The 26,388-nt window shown below is 63.4% G+C and carries 22 protein-coding genes and 2 tRNA genes; 17 read left to right on the top strand and 7 right to left on the bottom strand.

The features are described 5' to 3' along the window. Positions 1-8: 8 nt before the first annotated feature. Positions 9-1,187 (bottom strand): S1C family serine protease, encoded by a 1,179-nt coding sequence (locus tag ACFPPA_RS12780; RefSeq protein WP_377320422.1) that lies wholly within the window; start codon positions 1,185-1,187, stop codon positions 9-11. A gap of 171 nt (positions 1,188-1,358) precedes the next feature. On the opposite strand from ACFPPA_RS12780, the gene petA reads away from it, so the two are divergent. The 5 genes from petA to ACFPPA_RS12755 all read left to right on the top strand — a co-directional run bounded on the left by petA (position 1,359) and on the right by ACFPPA_RS12755 (position 5,157). After that, a complete protein-coding gene (gene petA, locus ACFPPA_RS12775; RefSeq protein ID WP_377320420.1) occupies positions 1,359-1,955 on the top strand; it encodes a ubiquinol-cytochrome c reductase iron-sulfur subunit in 597 nt (198 codons plus the stop codon). Further along, positions 1,955-3,256 carry a cytochrome b gene (locus ACFPPA_RS12770; RefSeq protein WP_377320418.1) on the top strand — a complete coding sequence of 434 codons (1,302 nt, stop codon included), beginning with the start codon at positions 1,955-1,957 and terminating at the stop codon, positions 3,254-3,256. Before petA ends, ACFPPA_RS12770 begins: the two co-directional genes overlap by 1 nt. A 13-nt stretch (positions 3,257-3,269) precedes the next feature. Beyond that, a complete protein-coding gene (locus tag ACFPPA_RS12765) occupies positions 3,270-4,010 on the top strand; it encodes a cytochrome c1 (protein ID WP_377320416.1) in 741 nt (246 codons plus the stop codon). Positions 4,011-4,079: 69 nt separating this feature from the next. After that, the gene (locus ACFPPA_RS12760) at positions 4,080-4,718 is read left to right on the top strand and encodes a glutathione S-transferase N-terminal domain-containing protein (protein WP_377320414.1); all 639 of its coding nucleotides are present in this window, start codon (positions 4,080-4,082) and stop codon (positions 4,716-4,718) included. A 10-nt stretch (positions 4,719-4,728) separates the two neighbouring features. Next, positions 4,729-5,157 carry a ClpXP protease specificity-enhancing factor gene (locus ACFPPA_RS12755; RefSeq protein WP_377320711.1) on the top strand — a complete coding sequence of 143 codons (429 nt, stop codon included), beginning with the start codon at positions 4,729-4,731 and terminating at the stop codon, positions 5,155-5,157. 44 nt (positions 5,158-5,201) lie between these two features. Here the strand turns inward: ACFPPA_RS12755 and ACFPPA_RS12750 are convergent, their stop codons facing one another. The 4 genes from ACFPPA_RS12750 to ACFPPA_RS12735 all read right to left on the bottom strand — a co-directional run bounded on the left by ACFPPA_RS12750 (position 5,202) and on the right by ACFPPA_RS12735 (position 9,197). Next, positions 5,202-5,606, bottom strand: a complete 405-nt coding sequence (locus ACFPPA_RS12750; protein ID WP_377320412.1) for a DUF3301 domain-containing protein — start codon at positions 5,604-5,606, stop codon at positions 5,202-5,204. 48 nt (positions 5,607-5,654) lie between these two features. Continuing rightward, positions 5,655-6,512, bottom strand: coding sequence for a carboxylating nicotinate-nucleotide diphosphorylase (gene nadC, locus ACFPPA_RS12745; RefSeq protein ID WP_377320410.1), 858 nt, complete (start codon positions 6,510-6,512; stop codon positions 5,655-5,657). Beyond that, on the bottom strand, positions 6,509-8,806 hold the full coding sequence (locus tag ACFPPA_RS12740) for a DUF1631 domain-containing protein (RefSeq protein WP_377320408.1): 2,298 nt from the start codon (positions 8,804-8,806) through the stop codon (positions 6,509-6,511). The genes nadC and ACFPPA_RS12740 overlap by 4 nt, the downstream gene beginning before the upstream one ends. 121 nt (positions 8,807-8,927) lie before the next feature. Continuing rightward, on the bottom strand, positions 8,928-9,197 hold the full coding sequence (locus ACFPPA_RS12735; protein ID WP_377320709.1) for a Trm112 family protein: 270 nt from the start codon (positions 9,195-9,197) through the stop codon (positions 8,928-8,930). A gap of 67 nt (positions 9,198-9,264) precedes the next feature. On the opposite strand from ACFPPA_RS12735, the gene purE reads away from it, so the two are divergent. The 3 genes from purE to ACFPPA_RS12720 all read left to right on the top strand — a co-directional run bounded on the left by purE (position 9,265) and on the right by ACFPPA_RS12720 (position 12,613). Next, entirely contained in the window at positions 9,265-9,768 is a 504-nt protein-coding gene (gene purE / locus ACFPPA_RS12730; RefSeq protein ID WP_377320406.1) for a 5-(carboxyamino)imidazole ribonucleotide mutase, read from the top strand. Next, positions 9,765-10,922, top strand: coding sequence for a 5-(carboxyamino)imidazole ribonucleotide synthase (locus ACFPPA_RS12725; RefSeq protein ID WP_377320404.1), 1,158 nt, complete (start codon positions 9,765-9,767; stop codon positions 10,920-10,922). Before purE ends, ACFPPA_RS12725 begins: the two co-directional genes overlap by 4 nt. 188 nt (positions 10,923-11,110) lie before the next feature. Beyond that, the gene (locus tag ACFPPA_RS12720) at positions 11,111-12,613 is read left to right on the top strand and encodes a SulP family inorganic anion transporter (protein WP_377320402.1); all 1,503 of its coding nucleotides are present in this window, start codon (positions 11,111-11,113) and stop codon (positions 12,611-12,613) included. A gap of 65 nt (positions 12,614-12,678) precedes the next feature. Here ACFPPA_RS12720 and ACFPPA_RS12715 read toward each other — a convergent pair whose 3' ends face one another. Next, on the bottom strand, positions 12,679-13,257 hold the full coding sequence (locus ACFPPA_RS12715) for a superoxide dismutase (RefSeq protein ID WP_377320400.1): 579 nt from the start codon (positions 13,255-13,257) through the stop codon (positions 12,679-12,681). Positions 13,258-13,369: 112 nt separating this feature from the next. On the opposite strand from ACFPPA_RS12715, the gene grxD reads away from it, so the two are divergent. The 7 genes from grxD (at position 13,370) to ACFPPA_RS12680 (ending at position 22,262) form a co-directional block, all read left to right on the top strand. Further along, positions 13,370-13,693 carry a Grx4 family monothiol glutaredoxin gene (grxD, locus tag ACFPPA_RS12710; protein ID WP_377320398.1) on the top strand — a complete coding sequence of 108 codons (324 nt, stop codon included), beginning with the start codon at positions 13,370-13,372 and terminating at the stop codon, positions 13,691-13,693. After that, positions 13,693-14,460, top strand: coding sequence for an SDR family NAD(P)-dependent oxidoreductase (locus ACFPPA_RS12705; protein ID WP_377320396.1), 768 nt, complete (start codon positions 13,693-13,695; stop codon positions 14,458-14,460). The genes grxD and ACFPPA_RS12705 overlap by 1 nt, the downstream gene beginning before the upstream one ends. A 71-nt stretch (positions 14,461-14,531) precedes the next feature. Continuing rightward, positions 14,532-15,131 carry a YhgN family NAAT transporter gene (locus tag ACFPPA_RS12700; RefSeq protein WP_377320707.1) on the top strand — a complete coding sequence of 200 codons (600 nt, stop codon included), beginning with the start codon at positions 14,532-14,534 and terminating at the stop codon, positions 15,129-15,131. A 96-nt stretch (positions 15,132-15,227) separates the two neighbouring features. Next, entirely contained in the window at positions 15,228-16,940 is a 1,713-nt protein-coding gene (gene olsF / locus ACFPPA_RS12695; protein WP_377320394.1) for a bifunctional ornithine lipid synthase OlsF, read from the top strand. 385 nt (positions 16,941-17,325) lie between these two features. Beyond that, the gene (locus ACFPPA_RS12690; protein WP_377320392.1) at positions 17,326-20,565 is read left to right on the top strand and encodes a TonB-dependent receptor; all 3,240 of its coding nucleotides are present in this window, start codon (positions 17,326-17,328) and stop codon (positions 20,563-20,565) included. 150 nt (positions 20,566-20,715) lie between these two features. Then, the gene (gene ppnN / locus ACFPPA_RS12685; RefSeq protein WP_377320390.1) at positions 20,716-22,116 is read left to right on the top strand and encodes a nucleotide 5'-monophosphate nucleosidase PpnN; all 1,401 of its coding nucleotides are present in this window, start codon (positions 20,716-20,718) and stop codon (positions 22,114-22,116) included. A gap of 69 nt (positions 22,117-22,185) precedes the next feature. Beyond that, positions 22,186-22,262 (top strand) — tRNA-Asn (locus tag ACFPPA_RS12680). A 236-nt stretch (positions 22,263-22,498) separates the two neighbouring features. Here ACFPPA_RS12680 and ACFPPA_RS12675 read toward each other — a convergent pair. Further along, a complete protein-coding gene (locus tag ACFPPA_RS12675; protein WP_377320388.1) occupies positions 22,499-23,017 on the bottom strand; it encodes a GspH/FimT family pseudopilin in 519 nt (172 codons plus the stop codon). A 196-nt stretch (positions 23,018-23,213) separates the two neighbouring features. Between ACFPPA_RS12675 and uvrB the strand changes: the two genes are divergently transcribed. After that, complete coding sequence (uvrB, locus tag ACFPPA_RS12670; protein ID WP_377320386.1) at positions 23,214-25,238, top strand: excinuclease ABC subunit UvrB; 2,025 nt, start codon at positions 23,214-23,216, stop codon at positions 25,236-25,238. Positions 25,239-25,325: 87 nt separating this feature from the next. Further along, positions 25,326-25,400: transfer RNA gene (locus tag ACFPPA_RS12665), tRNA-Val, on the top strand. The last annotated feature ends 988 nt before the right edge of the window (positions 25,401-26,388 follow it).

The raw sequence follows: 26,388 nt of genomic DNA, 5'->3' as shown, positions 1-26,388 counted from the left end.
GGTGCACCTCAATCGTTCAGACTGGGACCGGCGTTCATCAATGGCCGTTGCGCCAGGGTGACCTCGAGATGGAACGGGCTGCCGTTGCGCAATCCGGAAACCTCCACCTTGCTGCCGGGCTTGAGCGCCGCTTCGCGCCGACGCAGGTCGGCGGGGTCGAGGATGTCGTCGTCGCCGATACGCAGCAGGATGTCACGGGGCTTGATCCCGGCCTGCGCGGCGGGGCCGCCGGGATAGATCGCGGTGACCTGCGCACCGCGCGCCGCCGCGGGCAGGCCGCTGTCGGCAGCCACCGGCACGAACGCGTAGTCCGCGCCGATCCAGCCACGCACCACATGGCCGGTGCTGATGATCTGGTCCAGCACCTTCTTGGCGGTGCCCACCGGGATGGCAAAGCCGATGCCTTCGGCGCCTGCGGCCTTGCCGATCAGCAAGGTGTTGATGCCGACCAGCTCGCCCGCGGTATTGACCAGCGCCCCACCCGAGTTGCCCAGGTTGATGGCGGCGTCGGTCTGGATGAAATCCTCGGCGCTGGAGCTGTTCAACTGCCGCCCGATCGCGCTGACGATGCCCATCGTCACGGTCTGGTTGAGGCCGAGCGGGTTGCCGATCGCCAGCACCACGTCGCCGGGACGCAGTGGCGTCTTGTCGGCCAGGTGGATCACCGGCAGGTTGCTGGCGTCGATCTTCAGGACCGCCAGGTCGGACTCCTCATCCGCCCCGACCAGGGTGGCCTTGGCGATGCGCCCGTCGTACAGCAGCACCTGGATGTCGGCGGCGTGGGCGATCACATGATTGTTGGTCAGCACGTAGCCCTGGCCCTGCGCGCTGACGATCACGCCCGAGCCGAGCGTCTGCTCGCGGTGCTGGTAGATGGTCGGCTGGCCGCCGAAAAGCTGCTGCAGCACCGGGTTGTCGTACATCCGCAAGGCCTGCTCGGTGACGATCTTGTTGGCGTAGATGTTCACCACCGAGGGCGCCGCGGCGGCCACCGCATCCGCGTATGAGACCGGACCATTGCCGGCATGGACCTCGCTGGCAGGCGGAGCGGCGGGCGCGCTCAGTCCGAAGCGTGCGCGCAGGCGTTCTCCACTGCCGGGCCAGAGCAGGCCGACCACGAAGGCCATCGCCAGTCCGAGAATGGCGAAGCGGGCGATGAACAGGAGCGTGCCGGCGGCATGTTTCATGTCGAAAGGGAGGCGTTCCGGCAAGTCGTGACTAAATGTTGCGGCGAATGGCTCTCGCCCGGATCGTTTATTGTACGGGGCTGGCCCTGACGCTACACTAACGCGATTTTTACGGGGCCCCAAACCCCACCCCAGAATGACATTGCAAATACGCAAGTACCGGAGAGCCTGATGGCGAACGAAGTCGTCGATCACGGCCGCCGCCGCTTCCTTACAGCAACCACCGCGGTGGTTGGTGGCATAGGAATCGTGTCGGCAGCTGTGCCCTTCATCAAGTCGTGGGAACCCAGCGCGCGTGCCAAGGCCGCTGGTGCTCCGGTTACACAGTCGCTGAAAAAGATCGAGCTCGGTCAACAGCTGATCGTGGGCTGGCGCAGCCTGCCGGTGTTCATCGTCAATCGAACCCCGGAGCAGTTGAAGGTATTGCCGGCGCAGGATCCGCGTCTGGTCGATCCCAAGTCCCTGATGGACCAGCAGCCGAAATACGCGCAGAACGGTACCCGCTCGATCAAGCCCGAGTGGCTGGTGATGATCGGCATCTGCACCCACCTGGGCTGCGTTCCCGATTTCAAGGGGGAGATCAAGCCGGAGCCTTTCGATCCGAACTGGCAGGGTGGCTACTACTGCCCGTGCCACCATTCCCGTTATGACATCGCTGGCCGTGTCTACCAGAATGTTCCGGCGCCGAAGAACATGGTCATACCGCCGTACCACTTCGTCGACGACATGACTGTGCAGATCGGCGTGGATCCACAGGAGGCTGGCTGATGGCCAACGTATTCACGAACATCGGCGATTGGGTCAACGAGCGGGCGCCGGGCATGATGCCGATGTACCGCGCACACATGACCGAGTACTACGCGCCGAAGAACTTCAACCTCTGGTACTACTTCGGTTCGCTGGCGATGCTGGTGCTGGTCAACCAGATCGTTACCGGCATCTTCCTGACCATGAACTACAACCCGAGCGCGGCGGGTGCGTTCGACTCGGTGCAGTACATCATGCGGGACGTGGAGTGGGGCTGGCTGATCCGCTACATGCACTCCACCGGTGCCTCGCTGTTCTTCGTGGTGGTGTTCCTGCACATGTTCCGCGGCATCATCTACGGTTCGTACAAGCGGCCGCGGGAGCTGGTGTGGCTGCTGGGCATGATGATCTTCCTGGCATTGATGGCCGAGGCGTTCATGGGCTACGTGCTGCCATGGGGCAACATGTCGTTCTGGGGTGCCAAGGTGATCATCTCGTTGTTCGGCACGATTCCCTACATCGGCGACACGCTGGTGCAATGGATCATGGGCGACTTCCTGCCCGGTGACGCGACGCTGAATCGATTCTTTGCCTTGCACGTGATCGCGCTGCCGCTGGTGCTGCTGCTACTGGTGGTGCTGCACATCGCCGCGCTGCACGAAGTGGGTTCGAACAACCCGGACGGCGTGGAAATCAAGAAAGGTCCCAAGGGCAACCGTTGGGATGCGCTGAAGCCGGCCGACGGCATTCCGTTCCACCCGTACTACACGGTGAAGGATCTGGTTGGCGTGGGCTTCTTCCTGCTGATCGCCGCGTTCATCATCTTCTTCGCGCCGACGCTGGGTGGCTGGTTCCTGGAGCATGACAACGCGATCCGGGCGAACAATCTGGTGACCCCGGCCGAGATCAAACCGGTGTGGTATTTCACCCCGTTCTACGCGATCGTGCGGATGATCCCGTCCTTCCTCGGCTCGGCCGTGTGGGGCGTGATAGCGATGTTCGGTTCGATCGGCGTGCTGTTCGCGATGCCATGGATCGATCGCGGCAAGGTGAAGTCGATTCGCTATCGAGGTACCGGCTTCAAGGTGGCGTTGGGCATGTTTGTCGTGGCGTTCTTCAGCCTCGGCGCGGTCGGTGCCGGTATCACGGCTGAAGTGATTCCGGAATGGTTCGGCAACGTTGATCTGACGACCTGGGAAAACCTTTTCGGCCGGACCATGACCTTGCTCTATTTCGGCTTCTTCGTCTTCCTCTGGGCCTACACGTATTTCGGCTGGGAAAAGACCAAGCCGGTTCCGGAACGGGTGACCACGCATGACTAACCGGCGGCTGCTAATGAAGCGATACATTTCCATCATCGCGCTGACGTTCGGCCTGCTGCTCGGCGGCGTGTCGGCACATGCCGAAGAAGGCAGCGGGCTGCTCAAGTCCGGCAGCGACGTGCGTGACCAGGCGTCGCTCCAGCGTGGTGCCAAGCTGTTTTTCAACTACTGCGTCGGTTGCCATTCGCTGAAATACATGCGCTATTCGCGGATGGCCGACGATCTGGGCCTGACCGAAAGCGAGGTGATGCAAAACCTCAATTTCACCGGCGCCCGATTCGATGACCCGGTGATCTCGCACATGCCGGCGACACTGGCGAATACCTGGTTCGGCAAGGCTCCGCCGGATCTGTCGCTGGAGGTGGAGGCCAGGGGCACCGATTGGGTCTATACCTACCTCAATTCGTTCTATCTGGACCCGAATAGTCCGATCGGCTGGAACAACACCACGCTGCCGAATGCAGCGATGCCGTTCCCGTTGTGGGAGTTGCAGGGCATGCAGACGGCGGACATGACGCCGGCCAAGGCCGGTGAGGTTCCGGTGGTGGAAAAGCTGGTGTTGTCGCATCCGGGCAAGCTGACCCCCGCCCAGTACCAGCAGGCGACCCGCGACCTGACCAGTTTCCTGGAATATGTTTCCGAGCCAGCGGCCCTGCAGCGGCATTACTACGGCATCTGGGTTCTGCTGTTCCTGGCGTTCTTCACCTTGCTGGCCTCCATGCTCAAGAAGGAGTACTGGAAGGACGTGCACTGAGCCGGATAGCATCATCCGATGGCGGCGGCTGCGAGCCGCCGCCATCGTCTCATCGACAGGGAATCGCGCATGGTTCAAAGTGCCCGTTTGCGTAGCGCACTGACGCTCTACACCACGGCCGATGACGTACAGTGTCATCGTGCGAGGCTGGTGCTGGCAGCGAAGGGGGTCAGCTACGACCGCGTACTGGTCGATCCGGGCAAGCCTCCGGAGGATCTGGTCGATCTCAACCCCTATGCCAGCACACCGACCCTGGTCGACCGCGACTTGACCCTGTTCGATACTTCGGTGGTATGCGAGTACATTGACGAGCGTTATCCGCATCCCCCATTGATGCCGATCGATCCACAATCGCGCGCACGCTTGCGAGTGGCTGCGGTGCGGATCGAGAAGGACTGGTTGCCCGAGTTGGACACGATTCGCAGCGGTGGCCGTGCGGCGGAGGCAGGGCGCAAGCGGTTGCGCGAGCAGTTGCTGTCCACGCTTCCGTTGTTCAAGGCCTCGAAGTTCTTCCTCAGTCCGGAGATGAGTCTGGTCGATTGCCTGGTGGCACCGGTGATCTGGCGACTGCCCTGGTTGGGTGTCGAGCTGGGGCGCGAAGGGAAGCCGATCATCGATTACGGTGAGCGGTTGTTTCACAGTCAGGGTTTTGCGCGCAGCATGACCGATCAGGAAAAGGCGATGCGGCAAGATCATGAGCAAGAATGACGCGGTTCCAATGAGCTCCAATCGTCCGTACCTGTTGCGGGCGATCTACGACTGGATCAGCGACAACAGTCTGACTCCCTATGTGCTGGTCGACGCCGGCTTTGCCGGCGTGCGAGTGCCCCCGCAGGTCATCAAGAACGGTCAGGTGGTGCTGAACCTGGCGATGCGTGCTGTCGCGAATCTGGACCTGGGCAATGAGTGGATCAGTTTCCAGGCACGTTTTTCCGGGGTCAGCCAGACCATCCAGATTCCGGTACAGGCCGTGCTGGCGCTTTATGCGCAGGAAAACGGGCAGGGCATGATGTTCCCGGCCGATGAGGAAGGTGGCGATACGCCTCCCCCGCGGCCCGCACCCGAGCCCGACGAGACGACTCCCGGTGGCGATGGCGACGACAACAAGCCGAAGCGCGGAGCGCCACATCTGAGGGTAGTCAAGTAGCGCACCGCGGCGGCTGATCAGGCTCGCCGGATGCCTCTCACCGGTCAGTGCAGCCGGCGATGGTCCGGGCGGGGGCGAAACGGCAGGATATTGCCACGGGTTGCCGGCAGCGTGACGTCGTCGGGTGCTTCATGCGACAGCAAATCAATGGTCGGCAGACTCAGGCCGCTGAGCGCGTTGCCGACCATCCACAGCCGCCCCGACTCGCGGTCGTGCCCATCGGTACTCACCTCGAAACCGTAGCAGCGCTCGATCATGTGCAAGCCATCGATGCGGCGAAGGCGCATCGCCCGCAGGCCGACCGTTTCGTCCAGTAGCTGCAGGCCATGCTGCTGGCACTGCCGCCGCGCCTCCTGTACCGCGCGCTCGCGCGCCACGCTGAGCTTCAGCCACAGACCCACGATGGCACCCAGCGCCAGCAGCAACAGCAGATCGGAAAGGTCACTCATCCTTGCAGTGTGTGGGCTGTATCGGGCTGGCGCAAGCCGGCTGCCGCTTCAATCCAGTTGCAGGCGCAAAGAAAGGTCGACCGCGTGCACGTGCTTGGTCAGCGCGCCGACCGAGATGAAATCCACGCCGGTGCGGGCAAACTGGCCGATGCTGTGCAGGTCGACATTGCCGGAAACTTCAAGCGGTGCGCGACCGGCCGTGTACCGCACGGCCTCGAGCATCTGTGCCAGTTCGAAATTGTCCAGCATGATCCGGTCGGCGCCGGCATCCAGCGCCTGGGCCAGCTCGTCGAGGTTCTCGACTTCGACTTCGACCAGCAGGTTCGGCTGTTGCCGGCGCGCGGCCATGACCGCGGCGCCGATGCCACCGGCGGCGATGATGTGGTTTTCCTTGATCAGGATCGCGTCGTACAGGCCCATTCGCTGATTGTGGCCGCCGCCGCAGCGCACTGCGTACTTTTGCGCGACGCGCAGGCCGGGGATGGTCTTGCGGGTATCCAGTACGCGTACGCTGGTACCGGCCACGGCAGCCACATATTCAGCCGTGACGGTAGCGGTGGCGGAAAGCAGCTGCAGGAAGTTCAGCGCCGCGCGCTCCGCGGTGACCAGTGAACGTGCGTGGCCTGAGAGGCGGCAGATCACCGTATCGGCATCGACCCTTTCGCCGTCGTGGAACAGCCATTCGATCTGCACCGCCGGATCGAGCCGGCGAAAGCAGGCATCGAACCAGGCGCTTCCGGCGATTATTGCCGGATCGCGACAGGTCAGTACCGCGTGGGCGTGCGCCTCGACCGGCAGCAATCCGGCGGTGGCGTCGCCGCTGCCGAGATCTTCGGCAAGGGCGCGTTCGACGTCGATGGCGATATGGGCGGCATCCGGCCGCGCAAACGATGGAGCCTGGCTCATTCAGTGTCCGTGGACGGCGTGGCTGCAGATTCCGGCTGGCTCAGCTTGCCGACGATCGCGCTCATGGCGCGATCGAACAGCGCGTTGGCAGCCAGCACACGGGCCTGGCCCTCGGCGAACAGGATGGCGAGCTCCTGCGGTGCGTAATCGGCCACCTTCAGGCCGCGCCGATTGACGAACAGGTAACGGCCACTCATCGGGCTGATCCACGACAGCTTGGCACGGGTCATCGGTTCATCGGCTAGGCAGAATTCCAGCCAGTTGCCCGGTTGCAGGGCCTGCACCTTGTGCCATTCCGGACTGTCCGGCGGTACCTCGACGGTTTCTTCCTCGGGGATCTCATCCGGTGCGGGGCTACTGTCGATGACCGGCTGGATGCTGTCGGGTATCGCCAGCATGGCCGCGTCCTCTTCGATCGTGACGACCTCGGATTCTTCCAGCGTCTCACCGAGCTGTTGCCGATAGTAGTTGTGCAACTGGCCAAGCAGGCGCTCGATGTCCTGTTCCTGGAATGCCACGTTGGCGAGACCCAGGCGCAGTGCGCGTTGAATCCCGGGCAGCATCTGCCGCAATGTCTGACGACTCTGGACATCGTTTGCCGGGCGGGTACTGGCGATGAATTCGTCAATGAAGCGCAGTGCGGTCTTGAACTCGGGGGAAGCCTCGCCCTGACGGAGCAGGGTCAGCACCAGATGATTGGCCCACGCCCGGGCGAGTACGCCATGCACCAGCGGTGGCAGTTTCTGCTCGCCGATGCGGTCGAGAATCTCGCGAGCGGCACGGCGGCGTGCCTGCTCGAGCTTCTCGCGACCACGGGTGGATTCGGCAACCCGCTGCTCGGCCAGTTCGGCCCGGCGCTTGTTGGCTTCCTGGAACTGCTGCAGGTCGTTCAGCAGGCGCTCGAAGATGCCCATGTCATCGTCAAAGTCGTGCAGCAGCTTGTCGACGATCGACTTCACCTTCTCGTGCAGGCGATGGTCGCGATCGGATTCCTCCGACCAGCTCTTGGCCTGTTCGGCCAGGCCGTCCAGCAGGCGCCGTGCCGGGTGCTGCCGATGGGAAAACAGCTTGCGGTCGAGAATGGCGGCCTTGAGATAGGGGATCTGCAGCCGGGCCAGCATCACCTGCATCGCGGTGGGCAGGTTGCGGTCTTCCAGGATGAACTCGAACAGCATGCCGACCAGATCGATCGTGTCCTCGTCGATGTTGGCCACGTGACTGGGGCGCTCACCACGCAATGCGCCGATCTGGGTCAGCAACTGCCCTTTCAGCTCCAATACCTCGCGGCTCAGCGCGATGGCGTCATCTGGCTGCGCATAAGGCAGCGGGCCGGCGCTGGCAATCTGGCTCTGCAGCACGCTGAGTGCGCCGAGCAATTCATTCGCCGACGGCAACGGACCGCTCGGCATGGCGTGCATGCCGCCGTCAGAGGTGGTCCCGAGGCCGCCGCCGGGAACGACGGGACCCCGGCGCGCGCTGAACAATGCGTGCAGGGTCTGCAGCAGGTCGGTGGGGATCTCGCCTGCCTCGTCCGCGCCCGCGACGCCGGCCGATTGGCCGTCGACACCGCTGGCTTTCGTCTTGGTGCCGCGCAGCACTTCGTGGCGCAGCTGCGGCAATACCCCGGCGCGGACCAGTTCGATATTGATGTCGTGGTAGAGCTCTTCCAGCATCGACAGCACGTAGCGATCGAACAGTTTGTAGATGATCAGCTTGACCCGCATGTCCGCACTGAACTCGTGCAGGGCCGAGCGGAAGGCCTGTGCCAGGTTTGCCGGAGCCACCGGATTGTTGCTGTCATCGATCTTGTGGCCACCGCAGATCACCGACAGCCGCTGGTTGACCGCGAACAGGTCGCGCGACAGTCTCGATTCGTTCTTGCCGATCATGCTGGTAATGGCCAGCGATTCTTCCAGCTCGTTGTCGGCCACCAGCGACAACTCGATGGAGCCGTGTGGCGTGGGCGTGGCCGGACCGGGTTGCTGCACGGGCCTCGTCAGCTCGCCGAGTTTGCGGCTGATCGCGCCCAGAAAGTTGCGTTCGACGGCGGGCCGGTGTTTACGCACTTCGCGCATGCCATCGAAGTAGTGCATCTGGGCAGCGTTGTTCTCGGCTTTTTCGGCGAGGTCGAACAGCGCATCGTCGACCTGCTCGAACGCGTTGCCGATCCACTGCTGCAGGCGCTTGTTGGCGATGTTGCGCACGGCGTTGAGCAGCTCGCCCACGCGCTCGCTGGCGGGATCCATGCGCTGGCTCAAGTTGACGACTTTGGATGGCTCAATGGCTTCGTTCATCGCCGAATCCCTGAAACGTTTGTACGCACAGCCGAACCCGAATGAGCGGCCCAGGCACCGACAATAAGCCAAAGCGGGTAGCTATGTCATTTCCAGACCGCCAAGAGCAGCCAGTTTGACCTCAGGCCGTGGGAAAATCTGCGAACTGCGTCGTGCCGATGCCTTCTTCGGGCAACATCACCGGGATGCCGTCCTCGATGCGGTAGATCACCTTGCCATCGATGGTGATCAGGGCTTCGGCGATCCGTTCCCGCACGGCCACGCCGGCCACCGAGTCGACCTTGCCGGCCGCAATCGCGTCATTCAGGGTATCCAGTTCGCGCTTGCTCAGCGGGCGTACCGGCGTTTTGCTGACAGGGCAGCACAGGATATCGAGTAGACGCTTGTCCATGGCGGGGGCTTCGGCTGTGCCGGACTGTGGAAAGCCCGTACAATAGCCGTTTTGGGACGGTCCGGCCATGACAGGAACAACCAAGCCGCCACGCGTGGGCGTGGTGATGGGTTCGCGTTCGGATTGGGAAACGATGCAACACGCGGCCAATGTATTGACCGAGCTGGGCGTGCCGCATGAGGTGCAGGTGGTTTCCGCCCATCGCACCCCGGATTTGCTGTTCAGCTATGCCGAGCAGGCGCTGGCGCGCGGCATCCAGGTGATCATTGCCGGCGCCGGTGGCGCTGCGCATCTGCCGGGGATGCTGGCCGCCAAGACCCGCCTGCCGGTCCTGGGCGTGCCGGTGCAATCGAAGGCATTGAACGGGATGGATTCACTGCTCTCGATCGCGCAGATGCCTGCCGGCATCCCGGTCGGCACCCTGGCGATCGGTCGCGCGGGCGCGGTGAACGCCGGCTTGCTGGCGGCGGCGGTGCTGGCGTTGCACGATCCAGACCTGGCCAGGACGCTGGAAAACTGGCGGAGCCGACAGACCCAGGCCGTGATCGAGCAACCGGATCCGCGCTCATGAGTGAGCGACGGCAGCCGGTACTGGGCATCCTCGGTGGCGGCCAGCTGGCACGCATGCTGGCGCTGGCTGCGGCGCCGCTGGGGGGCAAGACGCTGGTGGTGGACAGTTCCGCCGATGCCTGTGCGGGGCAGGTTGCGCCGCTGGTAGTGGCCGACTGGACCGATTACGCCGCGCTGGAAGCCTTTGCCGCGCAGGTCGATGTGGTCACCTTCGATTTCGAGAACGTACCCGCCGAGACTGCGCACTGGCTGGCCGAGCGGGTTGCGGTATATCCCGCGCCGCAGGCACTTGCGGTGGCGCAGGATCGCCTGGCCGAGAAAACCCTGTTTCGTGAATGCGGTTTGCCTACCCCGGCCTTCATGACAGTCGATACGCGCGAGCAGCTGGATCAGGCATTGGCGACGGTGGGGGTGCCGGCGATTCTCAAGACGCGCCGGCTGGGCTATGACGGCAAGGGTCAGTTTCGCCTCACCCGGCAGGCCGATGCCGATGCGGCGTGGGCGGCGCTCGGCGCGCAGGCCTCGAAGCATGGACTGATCCTGGAGGCCTTCGTGCCGTTCGAGCGCGAGTTGTCGGTGATCGCCGTGCGCGGGCGCGACGGCGAGTTCCGCATCTGGCCATTGACGCGCAACTGGCATGTCGACGGTGTGCTGTCGATGAGCCTGGCGCCGGCGCCGGATATCGAACAGTTGCAGCGGCGCGCCAGCGAACTCGCGCGCACGCTGGCCGAACGGCTGGACTACGTGGGCGTGTTCGCGCTGGAGCTGTTCGTCAAGGACGGCGAGTTGCTCGGCAACGAGATGGCGCCGCGGGTACACAACTCGGGTCACTGGACGATCGAGGGCGCTTACACCAGCCAGTTCGAAAACCATGTACGGGCGGTGCTCGGCCTGCCGCTGGGCGACACCGGCGCGCGGGGTTTGTCGGCGATGCTCAACTGGATCGGTGAATTGCCCGAGCCGACCGCCGTACTCAAGACGTCCGATGCGCACTGGCACGACTACGGCAAGCAGGCCCGGCCGGGGCGCAAGGTGGGTCATGCCACGGTGTGCGCCGCCGATGCGGTCGCGCTGGCCGAGCGGCTGGATGCGCTGGCCGCCGCGCTCACCCGGCAGGCACAAGTGCAGCCGACCCTGGACGTATTGCACAGCTGACAGCATGACCGGCCAGGCGGCGCGGTCGCCTGGCCGAACGCATTTCCACCCGGGTGGAAGTGCGTTCCGTCATTTGCCGTGGCATCGCCATCGCCCGACGTTGCGCGCGTCCGCGGATCTCCAGATCACCGTGTGGCGAGACTCCGTGCCACGCCGGTGCGGGAACCGATCATTTCAAGGATTTCCCGATGTCCCTTTCGTTCGCGCAAGCGAAGAACAATGTCCTGTCAGGTCTCACGGTCGCCTTCGCCCTGGTGCCGGAGGCGATCGCGTTCGCGGTGATCGCCCATGTCAATCCACTGACCGGGCTGTATGCCGCCTTCATGATGTGCCTGATCACCGCCGTGCTCGGCGGCCGGCCCGGAATGATCTCCGGTGCCACTGGTGCGATTGCGGTGGTAATCGTGGCACTGGTGGTGCAGCACGGCGTGCAATACCTGTTTGCCGCGGTGGTCGTGATGGGCCTGCTGCAGCTGCTGTTCGGCGCGTTGCGGCTGGGCAAGTTCATCCGCATGGTGCCGCATCCGGTGATGCTGGGCTTCGTCAATGGCCTGGCGATCGTGATCTTCCTGGCCCAGATGCCGCACTTCCTGCAGCACGGCGCATGGATCGTCGGGCGGGCGTTGTGGGTGATGCTGGGGCTGGTCGCGCTGGCGATGGCGATCATCTACCTGCTGCCGCGTGCAACCAAGGCGGTGCCGTCGGCGCTGGTGGCGATCGTGGCGGTCGCCCTGCTGACCAATTTCCTCGGCATCGAAACCCGTACCGTCGGTGACCTGGCTTCGATCAAGGGTGGTTTGCCCAGCTTCCACTTTCCCGATGTGCCATGGAATCTCGCCACGCTGCGCATCGTGTTTCCGTATGCGCTGATCATGGCCCTGGTCGGACTGATCGAGTCATTGCTGACGCTGAACCTGATCGACGAGATGACCGACACCCGCGGCAAGCCGAATCGCGAATGCCTGGCGCAGGGTACTGCCAACATCGTGACCGGGTTTTTCGGTGGCATGGGCGGCTGCGCGATGATCGGGCAGAGCATGATCAACGTCGGCGCCGGAGCGACTCATCGCCTGTCCGGCATCGTCGCCGGGCTGGGGCTGCTCAGCTTCATCCTGTTCGGCTCGGCCCTGATCGAACGGATTCCGCTGGCGGCGCTGATCGGGGTGATGTTCGTGGTTTCGGCCAAGACCTTCGCCTGGGGCAGCGTGCGCGTGCTGGGCAAGGTGCCACGGGCCGATGCGCTGGTGATCGTGGCGGTCACGGTGGTGACCATCTTCACCGACCTGGCGGTGGCGGTGGTGCTCGGTGTGGTGATCTCGGCGCTGGTGTTCGCCTGGCAGCATGCCAGCCAGATCGAGGTGAATACGCGCATCGACGCCTATGGCAGCCGCATCTACGAGCTCAAGGGCACGCTGTTCTTCGCATCGACTCGAAACTTCCAGAACCTGTTCAGTCCGAAGGACGATCCGGAGCAGGTCATCGTGGAGTTTGGCCAGGCCAGGGTGATGGATCACTCCGCGATCGAGGCGATCGATGCGCTGGCCGAGCGTTACCAGAAACTCGGCAAGCGCCTGCATCTTCGCCATCTCAGCGCGGACTGTGCCGAGCTGCTGCTGAAAGCCGGTGGCATGGTCGAATCGAATGCGGCGGAAGATCCGCACTATCACCTGGCGGACGACAGGCTCGGCTGAGCGGGCACAAAAAAAGCGGAGCCGTTGCCGGCTCCGCCTCTCCATGTCATTGCCGGTGCGGGGATTCAGGCGAGATTCTTTGCCGCGAACTCCCAGTTCACCAGGTTCCAGAATGCCTCGACGTACTTCGGCCGGGCATTGCGGTAGTCGATGTAATAGGCGTGTTCCCACACATCCGTGGTGAACAGCGGCTTGTCGCTGCCGGTGATCGGCGTGGCTGCATTCGAGGTGTTGACGATGCCGAGCGAGCCGTCCGGACGCTGCACCAGCCAGGTCCAGCCGGAGCCGAAGTTGCCGGTGGCGGACTTGCTGAATTCTTCCTTGAACTTGTCGAACGAGCCGAATGCCTTGTTGATCGCATCGGCCAGCTTGCCACTGGGTTCGCCACCGCCCTTGGGGCTCATCGAGTGCCAGTAGAAAGTGTGGTTCCAGATCTGCGCCGCATTGTTGAACATGCCGCCGGAGGACTTCCTGATGATGTCTTCCAGCGCGGCATCCGCGAACTCGGTGCCTTCGATCAGCTTGTTCAGATTGGTGACGTAAGCCTGATGATGCTTGCCGTAGTGATACTCCAGCGTCTCGGCGGAAATATGCGGCTCCAGGGCGTTCTTTTCGTACGGAAGCGGGGGAAGTTCGATGGCCATGAGCGGCTCCTTGGCGGTAGCTGAGGGAGATGAGTCGGCGCAACGGACGGCAGCCGACAACTGACTGATACAATATCGGTCTGCCTGCATTGTAAAGATGAAACACCGAACTATGGACATCAACGAACAAATCAAGGCGATTCTGGCCGAGCACCCCATCGTGCTTTTCATGAAAGGGACGCCGCAATTTCCGATGTGCGGTTTTTCCAGTCGTGCCGCCCAGGCGCTGTCCGAATCCGGTGCCGTGTTTCATGTCGTGAATGTGCTGGCCGACCCGCAGATACGTGCCGCGCTGCCGCACTTCGCGAATTGGCCGACCTTTCCGCAATTGTTCATCAACGGTGAGCTGATCGGCGGTTGCGACATCATCGAGGATCTCAAGTCCGCCGGTGAGCTGGTCCGCATGGCGCGCGATGTGGCCGGAGCAGCACTTTGATGGCGCTGCCTGCAACCCGCCTGCCGGATGGCTGGCAGCCGGTGGGCGATACCCTGGCCGATCGCGTTGTGCTGGTCACCGGTGCTTATGGTGGCCTTGGCAGCGCGGTCGCGCGGGCGGCGTCGCGCGCAGGAGCTACCGTGGTGATCACCGGCAAGCGCAAGCGACAGCTGGAGCAGCTGTACGATGCAATGCGAGCCGAAGGCCTGGGTGAGCCAGTGATCCACCCACTGGACATGGAGGTGGCCACACCACGCGAATACAACGCGCTGGCCGAGGGGCTGGAGCGCGATTTTGGTCGGCTGGATGGCATTGTTCATTGCGCGGCGAGCTTTGCCGGGCTCACACCGATTTCGATGCATCGGCCGGACGATTGGCTGCGCGCATTGCACGTCAACGTGTCGGCGCCATTCGCATTGACACAGGCCTGCCTGCCGTTGTTGAACCAGGCCGGCGACAGCGCGGTGGTATTCGTGCTGGACAACCCGGAGCTGCTGCAGCGTGCGCACTGGGGTGGTTACGGCGTGTCGAAGGCAGCGCTGGAACGGTTCGTGGCGATTCTGCACGAGGAGAACGACAGCGGTCCCTTGCGCGTACATGCGATGCTGCCGGCGCCGATGCGCACCGCGCTGCGGCGGCAGGCGTATTTCGGGGAGGACATCATGCAGCGGCCAACGCCGGATGCCACGGCCGCGGCGGCAGTCTATCTGCTCAGTGCGCAGGCGGTCGCGGCGCGTGGCGCGGTTCTGGATCTGCGTGCCGACTGAATTGAAGAGCCTGTCCCGGCGTGGCCGGCGCCGTGTGATTTCACCGGAACGGAGTTGAGATGGAAACGCAGATGACCACGTTGTCGGCGGGGATCATGTTGTTCCTGATCATGGATCCGCTGGGCAATATCCCGTTCTTCCTGAGCCTGCTCAAGGACGTGCCGCCAAGGCGCCGCCGCCTGGTGATGGTGCGAGAGCTGCTGATCGCGCTGGGCGTGCTGCTGGGGTTTCTGTTCGGCGGCCAGCACATCCTCAAGCTGCTGCAGTTGAAGCCGGACTCGATCAGCATCGCCGGTGGCATCGTGCTGTTCCTGATCGGCATCCGCATGGTCTTTCCGCCGGCCGATGGCGGCGGCATCTTCGGCAAGCCCGGTGAGGGCGAGCCGTTCATCGTGCCGATGGCGATTCCCGGAGTGGCGGGCCCGTCGGCGATGGCTGCACTGCTGCTGCTGACCAACACCCAGCCCGGTCGCACCGCCGACTGGGTGATCGCATTGCTGCTGGCCTGGCTGGCCACCTCATTCATTCTGCTGAGTGCCACCTACCTGTTCCGCTGGCTCGGCGAGAGCGTGCTGACCGCATTGGAGCGCGTGATGGGCATGTTGCTGATTGCACTGTCGGTGCAGATGTTCATGGCCGGGGTGGCGTCATTCCTGCACCCGGCAGCCTGACACGATAGCGTGATCGAAATGCAACAAGCGGTTCTTCGATTGACCATTTGGTTGTCATGATCCGACATCAGCATGGGGGTAGCCGAGGAGGCCTCCATGCTCAGAATCGAACAGTCCCTTACCGAGCGCCTGCCATGGCTGGCGCAGTACCCGCGGATCCGTCGACCGATGGCAGGCATGCTGGGACGCCTGGCCGATGAAGACGGCTTCAATCGCGTACTTGAAAGGGTCGCCGGCGCCGAAGGTTTTGATTTCGTCGAGCGCGTGCTGGACGTGCTCGGCACCGGCTATCACGTCGATCCGCGCGAGCGCGAGCATATCCCCGTCGATGGGCCGCTGCTGGTGGTGGCCAATCATCCCCTTGGCATGCAGGACGCACTGGCGCTGCTGCAGCTGATCGGCTCGGTGCGCCGTGACGTGCGCATGCTCGGCAACGACTGGCTGTCGGTGATTCCGCCGCTGGGCAAGCTGCTGCTTCCGGTGGATGTGTTCGGCAAGGGCGCCGCTTCGCGCCTGCGTGGTGTTTACCGGGCGCTGGACAACGGCGAGGCGTTGATCGTGTTTCCCGCCGGCGAAGTCTCCCGGGTACGACCGGACGGCGTGCGTGACGGGCGCTGGTCGGATGGCTTTGCACGGCTGTCGCTGCGCAGCAAGGCACCGGTGCTGCCGGTGCACATCGCCGCGCGCAATTCGACCATGTTCTATGGCCTGTCGATGCTGGCCAGGCCACTGAGTACCGCGATGCTGCCGCGCGAGGCGGTGGCGCCGGGCCGGCGCCGGATCGGCTTGAGCATCGGCGCCCTGATCAGCGCCGAGGAACTGGGGCAGCGCAGCGGCGGTTCGACCGGGCAGGCGGCCAGGCTCATGCGCCGGCATGTCTACCGGGTCGGTCGACACCGTGGACTGATCTTTGGTGGGCAGGCGCCGCTGGCACTCCCCGAACTGGCCGAACAGGTGGCTGCGGAACTGGGTCGATCCGAAAAGCTGGCCGACCTCGGTGACGGCAAGCAGGCGTGGTTGTTCAAGGGCGCGCACGACAGCGCGGTGATGCGCGAGATCGGCCGCCTGCGTGAGTTGACCTTCCGCAAGGTGGGCGAAGGTACTGCCGCCCGACGCGATCTGGATGCGTTCGATCCGCACTACGAGCATCTGGTGCTGTGGGATCCGAAATTGCTGCGCATCGTGGGCGCCTATCGCCTGGGCCACGGCGGCCGGCTGATTGCCGAACGGGGGATGACGGGGTTGTACAGCTCCAGCCTGTTCAACTACTCGCCGGCGCTGGAGTCCCGTCTGGCGCAAGGACTCGAGCTGGGTCGCAGCTTCATCGCGCCCGCCTACTGGCGCTCGCGCGCACTCGATCAGCTGTGGCAGGGCATTGGCCTGTACCTGCAACGGCATCCCGAACTGCGCTTCCTGTTCGGTCCGGTCAGCATGTCGGTCAATCTGCCGCGTGAGGCCCGCGAATGGATTGCCGCGGCGCACCAGCATTATTTCGGCGCGCCCGGGCTGGCCGCAGCACGGCTGCCGTTCGTGATATCCCCGGAAGTGATTCAAGGTGTTCAACTGGCCCTCGAGGGCCTGGACGCCTCGGCTGGCCTGGGCAGGCTCAAGCATCATCTGGATGCGCTGGGCGTCACGATGCCGGTGCTGTACCGGCAGTATGTCGATCTGGTCGAGCCCGACGGCGTGCAGTTTCTCGACTTCGGCGAGGACCCGGATTTTTCAGGCTGTGTCGATGGATTGGTGATGCTGGATCTTGCGCTGCTGAAGCCGGCCAAACGCGCCCGTTATCTGGGCAAATCTCCCTGAGCCCGGCCGGCAAAGCGGCGCAAGGCAGCTCGGTACCACTGGCGGGCTCATCGACAGGCGGCGCAGGTGAATTTCTTCCATGCGATTGATTTCAAAGGATTCATGCCCGACCCTTCGCCGAGGCGACAGTTCGCGCGAATGACGTGCCAGCGTTGCAAAAGTGTCATACAATGTCGTTAATATCCGTTTAACAATCAGTTGGCAGGCGGGAAGGTCCGGCCAACTTTTTCATGTTCCGGACGCATCGTTTTCGATGGGTTCGGGACACCGATAACCTGGGGTAATCCAACGTGGATAGCGGCAAAGCCTGGCGTACGCCGGGCATGGCCATGTTTGGGTCCTGATTCGCAATTACTTTCGTTGCAAGCCTGAGGGTAGATCAAGAATGAACAGCCGAATTCGTACCAAACTCCTGCCGTTCGCCATTGCTGCGTTGCTCGCGGCGACGCCGGTCGTGGCCCAGAACGTCACCTCCTCGGCGGTAGCCGGCCGGGTGGTCGATGCCAGCGGTCAGGCGGTTGCAGGCGCCACCGTGCAGATCGTGCACGTGCCATCGGGCACCACCAAGATCGTCACGACCGACGCCGACGGACGCTATGTCGCACAGGGTCTTCGCGTGGGCGGCCCGTTCGACATCACGGCTTCCAAGGCCGGCCTCAGCCAGGTGGAACAGGACAACGTCTACCTGCAGCTGGGCCAGAGCTCCGCGATCAATCTGCAGATGACCTCCGCCGAGGCGCAGGCGACGACGCTCGGTGGCGTCAACGTCACCGCGTCGGCGCTGACCCAGATTTTCTCGTCGGACAACAAGGGGCTGTCGACCAATGTGTCGCAGCGCCAGCTTGAGGCGACGCCGCAGGGCAATCGTTCGATCGACGATATCGCCCGCCTGGACCCGCGGATCAACGTCACCGATCAGGGTGATGGCTCGATTTCGATGGCGGGCATGCCCAATCGCTACAACAACATCAGCGTCGATGGCATTTCCCAGGGCGACCCGTTCGGTCTCAATGCAAACGGACTGCCCTACCAGGGCTCGCCCATCTCGGTGGACACCATCGGCGAGTACAACATTTCGACGTCGAATTTTGACGTGGCCTCGGATACCGTGGGCGCCGACATCAATGCAGTCACCAAGTCGGGTACGAACCAGTTCCATGGCTCGGTGTATTACGCCTATCGCAACGCCAACAAGATGGTCGGCGACGCCGGTTGGTTGAACAGCGGCGATCCGGGCTACAAGTACAGCGGCTACAGCAAGGACTGGACCGGCGGTTTCACCCTGGGTGGTCCGATCATCAAGGACAAGCTGTTCTTCTTCGTGTCGGCCGAGAAGGAAAAGACCACCGGCATCGGCGCTGATTCGTCCAATGGCCTGGACTCCTCGCTGACGGGCGCCTCGACGTCCAACAAGATTTCGCCGAGTGACCTGCAGCAGGTCATCGACACCGCCAAGGCGCTGGGCCTGCAGCCCGGCTCTTTTGCCAACAGCGGTTCGGTGCTGGACGACCGGCGCTACCTGGGCAAGATCGACTGGAACATCAGCGACAGCCATCGCGCCAGCCTGACTTACCAGTACACCAAGGAGTCCCAGCCGATCGTGCAGGGCAACTCCTCCAACCAGGTGGGTCTGAGCAGCTACTGGTACACCAAGAACAGCCTGACCAAGAACACCGCGGTGCAGTTCTTCGATGACTGGAGCGACAGTTTCTCCACCGAAACCAAGATCAGCTACCAGTCGTTCGAACAGCTTGCCGGCAACGCCATCAACCAGCCGCAGGTGAAGGTCTACCTGGATACCGCCGGGCGTGGCCCCTCGGTCAATCTGGGTGAGGACGAGTTCCGCCACGAGAACGCGATCAGCACCAAGAAGTGGTCGGTGTTCTTTGCCGGCTCGCTTTATCTGGGCGATCACACGATCAAGGGCGGCATCGACTACCAGCGCGACAAGATCTACAACCTGTTCGGTCGTACCGAACATGGCAAGTACACGTTTTACGGCCTGAGTGACTTCGCCGGCGCCAATTACCACGAATACGATCTGTACCAGCCGGCCAGCGGGTACACCCTGAACGATGTGGCCGCGAACTGGGTCTATAGCCAGTACAGCCCGTTCCTGCAGGATACCTGGCAGGTCAACAGCAACCTGTCCATCGCCTACGGCTTGCGCGTGGATATTCCGCACTCGGATCACGCGCCGTTGTACAACGCCGCATTCGAGCAGGCATTCGGTTATCGGAACAACAACAGCCTGGGCAGCAAGAACAAGGTGGTCGAGCCGCGCTTCTCGTTCAATTACAACTTCAACACCGAGCGCATGACGCAGTTGCGCGGTGGCGTGGGCCTGTTCCAGACCTCCCCGCCCACGGTGTGGATGACCAATCCGTACCAGAACAACGGTCTGACTGTCGCCAGCTACAGGTCGTTCGATCCGAGCAGCGCTCCGTTCAGCCCGGACGCCTACAACCAGAACATCCCGAACAGCCCGGGCAGCGTCAGCGGCGACGTCGACACGATCGCGCCGGACTTCAAGTTGCCCACCGTCTGGAAGGCCACGCTGGCACTCGATCGCGAGTTGCCGTGGTGGGGCATGATCGGCTCGGTGGAGCTGCAGCACATCAAGGTCAAGGATGGGATCTACTATCAGGCGATCAATATCGGTGCGCCGGACAACGTGTTGCTGCCGGACGGGCGCTTCCAGTACTGGGCGACGCCGGGCGAGCGCACCAAGAGCAGCGACGCGGCAGCCAACCGCAACCGGTCGTTCGACCAGCTATCGACCCTGCTGACCAATACCAGCAAGGGCAAGTCGGACAGCCTGACCCTGTCCCTGTCCAAGCCGTTCTCGGAAAACTGGTTCGGTGATATCAGCTTCACCATGAACCATGCCACCGAGGTCAACCCGGGCAACAGCTCGCAGGCCTCATCGGGCTATAAATATGTGGTTCGCCAGAACGTCAACGAGGAGGTGGCCGCTACCGCCGATCGCAATATCGCGCGGACGCTCAAGGCTTCGTTGACCTGGCAGCACGCGTTCGTCGGTGACTACAAGACCTCCGTGTCGGCCTTCTACAGTGGCCACAGCGGCCTGCCGTACAGCTGGATTTTCTCCGGCGATGCGAATGGCGACGGCATCACTTACGAGGATCCGGCCTACATCCCGACGCTGAACGATGGCAAGGTCAGCTACGGCACCGCCTCGGCCGCACTGGTGCAGCAATTCCAGGACTACATTTCCAGCAACAAGTATCTCAACGAGCATCGTGGCCAGATTGCCTCCCGCAACGGCGATCACTACGGCTGGGTGAACCAGCTTGACATGAGCTTCTCGCAGGAAGTCCCGGGCATCTTCAAGGGCAACAAGGGCGTGGTGCGACTGGACGTCTACAACTTCCTGAATCTGCTCGACAAGAACTGGGGGCAGACGGTCAACACTCAGTTCAACACACGCACCCTGGCCGGCTATGACGGTGTCAACGCCCAGGGCCAGTACGTGTACTACCTGCCGACCGACAAGAACGGCAACTACCAGCCGCAGCAATTGATTCGTTATGATGCCGGCACCAACCCGACCCGCGTGGTTTCGCGCTGGTCGGCCATGCTGACCCTGCGTTACACGTTCTAAACGGGCAGGTTCGACGCAGTACAGGCCGGCGCCCTCACGGGCGCCGGCCTTTTTTTGCCTTGACCTGTTGATGCGGTCGCGGGAAGCTAACTGGCTCGCCACGGCTCTGCATGAGGCAGCAACGCCGTCAGCGATGGAGATCCACCGGTAATGAACCAGATTCAAGCAAGCAGCGCTGGCAAGCCAGCCACCGTGAGTGCGCGCATTTCACCGATGGGCGGGCTGGATATTCTCTCCCGCAACGAAGTGGCGCGCCTGCGCGGTGCGAGCGACTCGGGCCTGCACGCGCTGCTGCGTCGCTGCGCATTGGCGGTACTCACCTCGGGCAACATCGGCGACGATCCGCGGGCCATCCTGGAGCAGTATCCCGATTTCGACATCCAGGTGCTGCAGCAGGATCGTGGCATCAAGATCGAGCTGTCGCATGCGCCTGCGCAGGCCTTCGTGGACGGCCAGATCATCCGTGGTATCAATGAATTGCTGGTCGCGGTGGTGCGTGACATTGTCTATGTATCCACCCAGCTTGAGCAGGTCGGCTCCGGGCTGGACGGCTCTGCCGGGTTGACCGAGAGCGTCTTCGATATCCTGCGCAACGCGCGCATCCTGGCGCCGCACATCGATCCGAACCTGGTGGTGTGCTGGGGTGGCCACTCGATTTCGCGCGAGGAATACGACTACACCAAGCTGGTCGGCTACCAACTCGGCTTGCGCTGGCTGGACATCTGCACCGGCTGCGGCCCGGGCGCCATGAAAGGGCCGATGAAGGGCGCGACCATCGCGCATGCCAAGCAACGTCGTCTGCCCAACCGCTACATCGGCGTCACCGAGCCGGGCATCATTGCGGCCGAGTCGCCGAACCCGATCGTCAACCACCTGGTGATCATGCCGGACATCGAGAAGCGGCTCGAAGCGTTCGTGCGCATCGGTCATGGCATCATCGTGTTTCCCGGCGGTGTGGGTACGGCCGAGGAGATTCTCTACCTGCTCGGTATCCTGTTGCATCCGGACAACGCGGGCATCCCGTTCCCGCTGATCTTCACCGGCCCGCGTGAATCGGCCGCCTATTTCGAGCAGATCGATCATTTCCTGCGGTTGACCCTGGGCGATGAAGTGGCCGCGCACTATCAGATCATCGTGGATGACCCGGCGTCCGTGGCACGGGCGATGGTCAAAGGGCTCGACAAGGTGCGCCAGAACCGGCTCGACACCAAGGACGCCTTCTTCTTCAACTGGGCGTTGCGGATTCCGCTGGAGTTCCAGTTGCCGTTCCGTCCGAGCCACGAAGCGATGCGTGCGTTGCAGCTTCATCGCGACCGCCCCCGGCATGAGCTGGCCGCGGACCTGCGCCGCGCGTTCTCCGGCATCGTGGCGGGCAACGTCAAGGAGGAGGGAGTGCAGGCAATCGAACGGCACGGCCCATTCGATATCGACGGGGATGCCGACATCATGCGCGCGCTGGACAAGCTGCTGCGGGCGTTCGTCCAGCAGCACCGGATGAAGCTTCCCGGTGGCACGGCGTACGTGCCGTGCTATCGGATCGTGACGCACTGAAAAATGTGCGGCGATATGCTGGTGATGGCTTGACAGCTCGCGTCAGCGTCGACAAACTACGCAGCTCACGCCCGAATAGCTCAGCTGGTTAGAGCACTTGACTGTTAATCAGGGGGTCGTTGGTTCGAGTCCAACTTCGGGCGCCATTATGTGAAGGCTTCGCAGCGATGCGGGGCCTTTCGCGTTTGTGGGCTTTCGTGACTTCGGTGGCAGGACGGTGCCGCCTGCCGCGAACCGCACGATGGGCCTTTACCCACCGCGGTGGATCAGACTTCCTGTGGCAGCGCACGTGACGGCGCGGCCGGGTAGCCCTGAGGGTATCCGGCCCGGGGTCGGTTCTCGGCGGGCCGGGGTTCGACGGCTGCCGGAGCCCCTTTCGGGTTTAATCGGTCTGTTGCAGGCAGGTTTTCGTCTGTGTGGCAGTGGCGACGGCGCCTCGGATACGCCCGGAATTGGATACCACCACGCTGAGCACGGGCTCGTTAGCGCCGGGCAGGCAGAACAACAGTGTCAGGTTGCTGCCCCGGGCGCCGCCTTCCGGCCCGAAGCGCACGTCGTGGCGTCCAGCGCTGCTGATGATCCTCACCCCGGAGTTATAGGCAGATCCCGAGTACGAGGGCAGATGGTCGGGCTGGTGATCGCCATTGGCATCCTGACCGAGCAGCCAGCCGCCGTCCCAACGCGAGCCCTTGCTGCAATGGCGGCCGTCCACGCTCGGACAGAACAGTGTGCGCCTGCCGCTGGTGGCGGCCGTGGCGCGCGCATGCTGCAATGCCGCGATGAAGTCGGTCTGCGCTACCTGCAGTCGATTGTGGCTAAGAACACGATGCAACGGCGGCGCGGCGATGCCGGTCAGGATGGCGACGATGGCAAGCACCATGATCTGCTCGATCAGGCTCATCCCGTGTTGCAGACGAACGGATACGAACTTCCCGGGAGTCATCATGCAATCCCTTCTGCGCTGTGCGGAGGGTCATGCTATGGCGTGAGCGGCGCACGGTCAGTCGCTCGACGGCAGTCCGCACGTCGGCTTCTGCTGACGCCTGCTGTCAGCAGGCCCGATTTAAAATGGTCCCCCGCGCCCACATCTGTAGCCGATGACTGACCGCTTCCAACTTGCCGCCCCTTACCAGCCTGCCGGCGATCAGCCGCAGGCGATCCAGCGTCTGGCCGAAGGCTTCGAGGCAGGCCTCGCGGCGCAGACCCTGCTTGGTGTCACCGGCTCGGGCAAGACCTATACCATCGCCAACGTGATCGAGCGGGTGCAGCGGCCAGTGATCGTGATGGCGCCGAACAAGACCCTGGCCGCGCAGCTGTACGGCGAGTTCAAGGAGTTCTTCCCGCACAACGCGGTGGAGTACTTCGTCAGCTATTACGACTATTACCAGCCGGAAGCCTACGTGGTGGCGTCGGACACCTTCATCGAGAAGGACGCCTCGATCAACGAGCACATCGAACAGATGCGGCTGTCGGCGACCAAGGCGCTGCTGTCGCGGCGGGACTCGATCATCGTCGCCACGGTGTCGGCGATCTACGGCCTGGGCAATCCCGAGGACTACCTGTCGCTGCGGCTGATCCTGGCCACCGGCGAGCGGATCGAACAGCGCAAGCTGATCCATCAGCTGACCGAGCTGCAGTACACCCGCAACGAGATGGAGTTGCGCCGCGGCACCTATCGCGTGCGCGGCGAGATCATCGACGTGTTCCCGGCCGAGTCGGAAACCGAGGCATTGCGCATCGAGTTGTTCGACGGCGAAGTGGAGAAGCTGGCGCTGTTCGATCCGCTCACCGGCGAAACGATCCGCAAGGTGCAGCGCTACACGGTGTATCCGCGCACGCATTACGCCAGCACCCGCGAGAGCGTGCTCAACGCGATCGAGACGGTGAAGGTGGAATTGAAGGAGCGGCTGGAGCAGCTGTACAAGGACAACAAGCTGCTGGAGGCGCAGCGGCTGGAGCAGCGCACCCGTTTCGACATCGAGATGATGGCCGAGGTCGGCTACTGCCAGGGTATCGAGAACTACTCGCGTCACCTGACCCGGCGCGAACCGGGCGAGCCGCCGCCGACGCTGTTCGATTACCTGCCGGCCGACGGTCTGCTGGTGGTGGACGAATCGCACGTCACCGTGCCGCAGCTGGGCGCGATGTACAAGGGCGACCGTTCGCGCAAGGAGACCCTGGTCGAGTTCGGCTTCCGCCTGCCATCGGCGATGGACAACCGGCCGCTGCGTTTCGAGGAGTGGGAACAGCGCGTGCCGCGGGCGATCTACGTCTCGGCCACACCGCGTGCCTACGAGCTGGAGAAGTCCGGCGAGGCGGTGGTCGAGCTGGTGGTGCGCCCGACCGGCCTGGTCGACCCGGAAGTGGAGGTGCGCCCGGTACGCACCCAGGTCGACGACCTTCTGGGCGAAGTGCACAAGCGAGTGGCACTGGGTGATCGGGTGCTGGTCACCACGCTGACCAAGCGGATGGCCGAGAACCTCACCGAATACCTGGCCGAGCACGATGTGAAGGTGCGTTACCTGCACTCGGACATCGAGACGGTCGAGCGCAGCGAGATCATCCGCGACCTGCGCCTGGGGGAGTTCGACGTGCTGGTCGGCATCAACCTGCTGCGCGAAGGCCTGGACATGCCCGAGGTGTCGCTGGTGGCGATCCTCGATGCCGACAAGGAGGGCTTCCTGCGTTCCACCGGTTCGCTGATCCAGACCATCGGCCGCGCGGCGCGCAACGTGCGCGGCAAGGCGATCCTGTACGGCGACACGATCACCCGCTCGATGCAGGCGGCGATCGACGAGACCGCGCGACGCCGGGAAAAGCAGGTGGCGTGGAATCTGCAGCAGGGCATCACCCCCACCACCATCGTGCGGCGCATCGCCGACATCATGGAGGGTGCGCGCAGCGAGGCGGGCAACCGCCGCGGCAGCAAGTCCTCGCGGGGCCGCGCCGCGGCCGTGGCCGAAGTGGCAGCCGACTACGCCGGGCTCAGCGCCCAGCAGGCCGCCGGCATGCTGAAGAAGCTGGAGGCGCAGATGTACAAGCACGCGCAGAACCTGGAATTCGAGGACGCGGCCCGGCTGCGCGACCAGATCCACGAGTTGCGGGAACAGGCCTTGCGTTGAGCTTCCATTCGACGATTTCCGGGATATTGTCGAGGGCCGCCTGCTCCCGTATACTGCGCGGCTCGCGAGGTTGGTCTTGCGCGAGACGGGCGGTTAGCTCAGCGGTAGAGCACTTCCTTGACATGGAAGGGGTCACAAGTTCGATCCTTGTACCGCCCACCAATTCATAACCCATTGATCGAATGGGCCAAGAGGGGGAATCCGCAAGGGTTCCCCCTCTTTCGTTGGTATGCACGGGCTCCTGCGGGGCACGTGTCCGGGCACGGGCCGCGGTTACCGTGAGCTCGGGGACATCTCTCCGCCGACCCGGATCTACGATCAGCATGGCTCGGCCGCGCAGCGCAGCCGCTGCTCCAGGGGTGCGGGTTCGCATGGCGAAGATGACCGGCAGGCACCCGGCAGGCATCGGCACCTGCGGAGCGACGCTGCGATCAGTCGATGATGCAGTGATCGGACTCCGTGCTGCCAGCTAGCCGCGGCGCATCGCGAAGGATGAAGGAGGTGCAATGCGTGGCTTGAATCCACGGATCAGTCGGCAAGCCACGAGCGCAGGGCTGCCCGGGTCCGGCGCAGCAATTTCATCCGACGGTCACCGTTGTGCACTCACGGCGTAATGGTCGAGGGTCCAGTCTGCGTCGCCGGGAAGGCTCCCGTCAGCAGACGAGTCGAACGGACAAAGGCAAGTCAAGTCGCAGGGCTGCGGTTGTTGCCGCGGGGTGCCAATTCAGCTTGCAGCGAACCGTTGACGGATGTAGATTGCTTGACCAGTTGATCGTGACCTTGACGTGAATGGGCGCCTGCTAGGGGCGGCACGTTGAAAGAAACAGGGCATCTCCTGTATTTCCTGACGGCGACGACACCCGCAAGGTGCCGTCAGCTGTTGGGATGACAGGAGGGAAGGTCACTGAACATGCGAGCGAGGCACCGGGGGGTGTCGCTGCTATCGAGCATGTCGAGGTATGTGTTTTACCGATGGTGTAAATCCGCCACACGGAACGAAGGGGGCATACGCTTGCGAACGCACATGACGCTGCTGGGCTTTGGATTGATCGTGTCCGCCTGGAGCTGGCGGGATCGAATCCGCCGGCAAGCCGGCCATGGCCGCATTCAACGGCATTCTCACCAATAACACCCGATCTGCGATGTCCGA

It is taken from the genome of Rhodanobacter ginsengisoli (genome assembly GCF_042657065.1).
Lineage (GTDB): Bacteria > Pseudomonadota > Gammaproteobacteria > Xanthomonadales > Rhodanobacteraceae > Rhodanobacter > Rhodanobacter ginsengisoli.
Note: the sequence above shows the minus strand (reverse complement) of the source record. Positions and strands in the feature narration are given on the sequence as shown.

Coding starts and splice junctions, on each gene's coding strand:
- ACFPPA_RS12760 (WP_377320414.1), top strand. CDS start 4,080: ATGGTTCAAAGTGCCCGTTTGCGTAGCGCACTGACGCTCTACACCACG.
- ACFPPA_RS12770 (WP_377320418.1), top strand. CDS start 1,955: ATGGCCAACGTATTCACGAACATCGGCGATTGGGTCAACGAGCGGGCG.
- olsF (WP_377320394.1), top strand. CDS start 15,228: ATGCTCAGAATCGAACAGTCCCTTACCGAGCGCCTGCCATGGCTGGCG.
- ACFPPA_RS12705 (WP_377320396.1), top strand. CDS start 13,693: ATGGCGCTGCCTGCAACCCGCCTGCCGGATGGCTGGCAGCCGGTGGGC.
- petA (WP_377320420.1), top strand. CDS start 1,359: ATGGCGAACGAAGTCGTCGATCACGGCCGCCGCCGCTTCCTTACAGCA.
- ACFPPA_RS12780 (WP_377320422.1), bottom strand. CDS start 1,187: ATGAAACATGCCGCCGGCACGCTCCTGTTCATCGCCCGCTTCGCCATT.
- ACFPPA_RS12735 (WP_377320709.1), bottom strand. CDS start 9,197: ATGGACAAGCGTCTACTCGATATCCTGTGCTGCCCTGTCAGCAAAACG.
- purE (WP_377320406.1), top strand. CDS start 9,265: ATGACAGGAACAACCAAGCCGCCACGCGTGGGCGTGGTGATGGGTTCG.
- ppnN (WP_377320390.1), top strand. CDS start 20,716: ATGAACCAGATTCAAGCAAGCAGCGCTGGCAAGCCAGCCACCGTGAGT.
- ACFPPA_RS12750 (WP_377320412.1), bottom strand. CDS start 5,606: ATGAGTGACCTTTCCGATCTGCTGTTGCTGCTGGCGCTGGGTGCCATC.
- ACFPPA_RS12740 (WP_377320408.1), bottom strand. CDS start 8,806: ATGAACGAAGCCATTGAGCCATCCAAAGTCGTCAACTTGAGCCAGCGC.
- ACFPPA_RS12755 (WP_377320711.1), top strand. CDS start 4,729: ATGAGCTCCAATCGTCCGTACCTGTTGCGGGCGATCTACGACTGGATC.
- nadC (WP_377320410.1), bottom strand. CDS start 6,512: ATGAGCCAGGCTCCATCGTTTGCGCGGCCGGATGCCGCCCATATCGCC.
- ACFPPA_RS12715 (WP_377320400.1), bottom strand. CDS start 13,257: ATGGCCATCGAACTTCCCCCGCTTCCGTACGAAAAGAACGCCCTGGAG.
- uvrB (WP_377320386.1), top strand. CDS start 23,214: ATGACTGACCGCTTCCAACTTGCCGCCCCTTACCAGCCTGCCGGCGAT.
- ACFPPA_RS12765 (WP_377320416.1), top strand. CDS start 3,270: ATGAAGCGATACATTTCCATCATCGCGCTGACGTTCGGCCTGCTGCTC.
- grxD (WP_377320398.1), top strand. CDS start 13,370: ATGGACATCAACGAACAAATCAAGGCGATTCTGGCCGAGCACCCCATC.
- ACFPPA_RS12700 (WP_377320707.1), top strand. CDS start 14,532: ATGACCACGTTGTCGGCGGGGATCATGTTGTTCCTGATCATGGATCCG.
- ACFPPA_RS12675 (WP_377320388.1), bottom strand. CDS start 23,017: ATGAGCCTGATCGAGCAGATCATGGTGCTTGCCATCGTCGCCATCCTG.
- ACFPPA_RS12690 (WP_377320392.1), top strand. CDS start 17,326: ATGAACAGCCGAATTCGTACCAAACTCCTGCCGTTCGCCATTGCTGCG.
- ACFPPA_RS12725 (WP_377320404.1), top strand. CDS start 9,765: ATGAGTGAGCGACGGCAGCCGGTACTGGGCATCCTCGGTGGCGGCCAG.
- ACFPPA_RS12720 (WP_377320402.1), top strand. CDS start 11,111: ATGTCCCTTTCGTTCGCGCAAGCGAAGAACAATGTCCTGTCAGGTCTC.